At 47.9% G+C, this 3,691-nt stretch carries 2 protein-coding genes; both read right to left on the bottom strand.

Annotated features, from left to right (window positions below):
* Positions 1-2,243 (bottom strand): TonB-dependent receptor (locus ABYT30_RS17015; protein ID WP_373097624.1); only part of this gene is annotated, 2,243 nt, incomplete at its 3' end.
* A gap of 549 nt (positions 2,244-2,792) precedes the next feature.
* The gene (locus ABYT30_RS17010) at positions 2,793-3,533 is read right to left on the bottom strand and encodes an SDR family oxidoreductase (RefSeq protein WP_373097622.1); all 741 of its coding nucleotides are present in this window, start codon (positions 3,531-3,533) and stop codon (positions 2,793-2,795) included.
* Between the last annotated feature and the right edge of the window lie 158 nt (positions 3,534-3,691).

Here is a 3,691-nt window from a genome sequence, read left to right as displayed (position 1 = left end):
GTATTGTAGGCGTCCACATCATCAATGGGATTGGCCGGATCGTTTTCCGAGTTCCCGTAGAACGTAACCAAACCACGAATATAGGCTTCAACGTCGATAAAGGGGAAGCTGTACTCCGAGGTCAAGGTCGACGTCCACAAGGGCGCATTATTTGATCGATAACTCGCATTACACGCACCAACCGTGTCGCCACCGGTACCATTGCGGATATCGGCTACGCTAGGGTTGCCGCCAGAATCAGGCTGACCGTCAGCAGGCGAGTAGTCATTACAAGCGACCGTGCCATTATCGATTTCACCTTTTGAGTAACTAAATAGTGCGCCAACACTCAGCTGCTCGGTGGCCTGGAAGGCCGACTCCACTTCGATACCGTAAACATTGATCGGTACCGCGCTAACGAAGTTGAATTGATCTACCGAATCCGTAAAATTTTGGCCATCTCTGGTTGAGGTTGTTATGTAGTAAATGCCATTACCACCGGCGCGATACGGATAATTATCAAACTGCTGATAGAACGCAGAGGCGTTCAGATTAAGCCGTCTATCAAGCCACGTTGATTTAACACCGAACTCGATCGAATCAGAGGTTTCTGGCTCAAGAGTTATGAAAGATTTTTCCCTGGCGCTCGGCGTAACACTAAAGTCGCCTACTGCCGAAATCCCCGGCCGCCAAGAGCTGCCCGCTGTGACATAGGCCATTAAATCTTCATTGTATTGATGGCGGTAAGACAGCAAATAAATACTCTCTGACCAATCCTCATCAAAATTTGAAATCCTATTGGTCACTCCCTGAGAAGTTACGTCTACGGTTGAGGTCGTTTCGAAGGTGATGTAACGCACGCCAAGCGAAAGCTCATCGACCTCAGTTAAATCCCAGGTGACATTGGCGAATACGGACTTCTCTTTTGAGTCAGTGGCAGACACAATCGGCGTGGTCGTAACCCCTGCAAAACTTTGTGGACTCAGGGCCTGAGCGAATAAGGCCGTCGGATTAAACACATCGTTCGCAGAACTATTTTCTTGATACAAAATGCCGGCGATAACGCTGTACTTACCCGCCAGTGGTTCGTCCGTCGCTATTCGAAACTCATGACTTTCGCCACTCGTATTGGTCGATATGACCTGACCAAGGTTGTCCAGCGCGGCTTGATTGTAACTTGCATCAAAAAAATCGCCCAAGTCACCACCACTCCCGTACGGGGTCTTTCTGTTGACAGCCATGTCCGTTTTCGAACCAGAATAATTTAAGATGAACTCACCAAGGTCAAAGGCCAATTCCAAACCATAGCGCTCCATATCTTGGCTCGCGCGTTCAGGGTAATTGGTCACAGCCAAACGCTCATCGCTGTGAATCGTTCGCGGGCTAGCAGGCTGTGACGGATCCGCAATATTAGCGGACTCAACTTGGAAAAATGTCTGACGATCTGGCTCGATTCGCTGGTACATCAAATTTACAGACAGCGCTTCAATGGGTTCGGCACGGAGCGACACTCGGTAGCCGTCGCCTTGATAAGACGAGCTCGTCTCGCTATTAATACTGCGCACACCGTTGCCATTGTTTTCCTCATGGAAGGCGGCAAACCTGAGCGCAAGTTTCTCTTCGATTAGCGGTATATTAACCGCCGCTTTTGCATTTCCACCGCCGTTGCTAGACGAGGTCAAATCAACATAACCGCCAAAATCAACGAGATCAGGTCTTTGCGTTGTAATGGTAATGGCGCCAGAAGGCGAAGCTCGGCCGCGCAATGTTCCCTGGGGGCCACGCAACACCTCTATCTGACCAACATCAAACAAGGCCTGTATCGCCGCCAATGACACAATTGGGGCATCATTCAAATAAAACTCTACCGTGGGATTGAAGCCACTCGCAAAGGTGTCAAAACGCACGCCGCGTAGCGAGGAATTCGGGGCGATAGAATCTTCTTCTAGGGTCAAGCCAGCCACTACCGACTGCAAATCTTCGAGCTTACGAATATTCAACTTATCAATCGCGTCAGCGGTTACAACCGCCACACTGACAGGGACCTCTTGAAGTGTTTCATCTTTGCGCCGAGCCGTAACCAAAACCTCCTCAAGGGTAAGCTCCTTGCCATTTATTTGGTCGTTCTCTGCAGCAAGTCCAATATTCGAACCTAGCAATAAAACTGGCGCCCATAGGCAGAATTTCAAACGACTCTTAGAACTGAGCCTGGTGTTACGTATGCCCTGCAGAATTGCATTTTTGTTTTTGGAAATTGCTTGCATTCTTACTCTCCTATGAACCCGGGTCTTAATTGTTTTTGTTCTAACCACTAAGTACAAAACGAGTGCACCTCGCGAAGGGAAACTCCATTTATAGCCATTGTTCGCATTACGAACAAATGCAAATTTCGAGGTATACGCCAATTAAGTATTAGATCGTTTTTGTGTAAAGCGCAAAATTTAATTGATTATTAGTTATTTATTTCTTGGCTATCGCAGCGACTACAACGCCATTAGTCGTTCCGATAACCATCATTCAACGAAACAAATACTCACACGGCCGCCCAAAGTAGTCAACAACGGTGTTCATAAGTAATTATACCTATACCAGTTAACACACGAGACCAGCGGCCATGAGCTTTAAGCAAATCAAGGGAGGCAAAAAATGGGAGTACTAAAATGACACTTGGGAGACTGCCTGCGTTAGTTTTATACGCAAAGGACGGCATTTAATACAAATCCAACAAGGACTGTTTAATAACAAGAGACAGGGCCGCAGCTTGCAGTCCCCACTACGACACAAATGCTAATCACTAGGTACTAGAAGACGTCCTAATTGTCACTCGCCCGTGGCTTTAACGTGATACTCGGGGCACGGAGGTCCGCCGGCATATCAATTAATGTGCGGAATACTTGCGCGACCGAGGCAAAGGTCGAGCTCGGTCTACTACGGGGATCCTGCCCCATTTTGATGGCTTCTTCCATCATGCGCTTAACGTTGGGATCGAGGTCTTCCCACGCGCCGATCTTTTCAATCATCTGACCGCAACGCACATACGTTACACATATATCTTTGGGCTGCAGTTCCTCGTACAGACCAAGTGACAGCCGCTCCATACCGGCTTTAGAGGCGGCGTATAGCGCGTAGCCCGGATAATTATTATCGACCGCACCGCTACTGACATTAATAATGGAACCACCCCGTTTGATTAACGGAATGGCCTGCCGTGAGCAATAAGCAGGGCCAAGGGTATTGGTCGCAAAGCTATTGTATATTTGCTCATCTGACGCGTCATCACACATCACGCGGTGTACATAGGCAGCGTTGTTTATCAGTACATCAATTTTAGAAAATTGTGCTGAAATTGCGTTAAACGCATTGCGAACCGATTCTGGAGAACACACATCGCACTGAATTGCCGTCGCGTTGCCGCCAATCTCGCTTGCTGCCTTTGCTATTTTCTCAAGGGTACGACCAAGCAGTACGACCTTATCGCCATCCCCTGCAAAATGTGTCGCTAGGGCCTTTCCCAAGCCCGAACCGGCACCAGTTATTACAATAATTTTTGGCAAGTGTATGACCTTAATAAATTTATTATTAGGCGTCTTTAACGCCAGCTTTCATTTAATTTATCCAGAACTTTTTGTCCCGGACACAATTCCGCTGCGCCTAAATCTCGCAGCGGGGTTTTGCTGGTACCAAGAATTTGATGTAAGTCTTGGGAGTTTTC

It is taken from the genome of Zhongshania sp., from assembly GCF_041623545.1.
GTDB lineage: Bacteria > Pseudomonadota > Gammaproteobacteria > Pseudomonadales > Spongiibacteraceae > Spongiibacter.
Note: the sequence above shows the minus strand (reverse complement) of the source record. Positions and strands in the feature narration are given on the sequence as shown.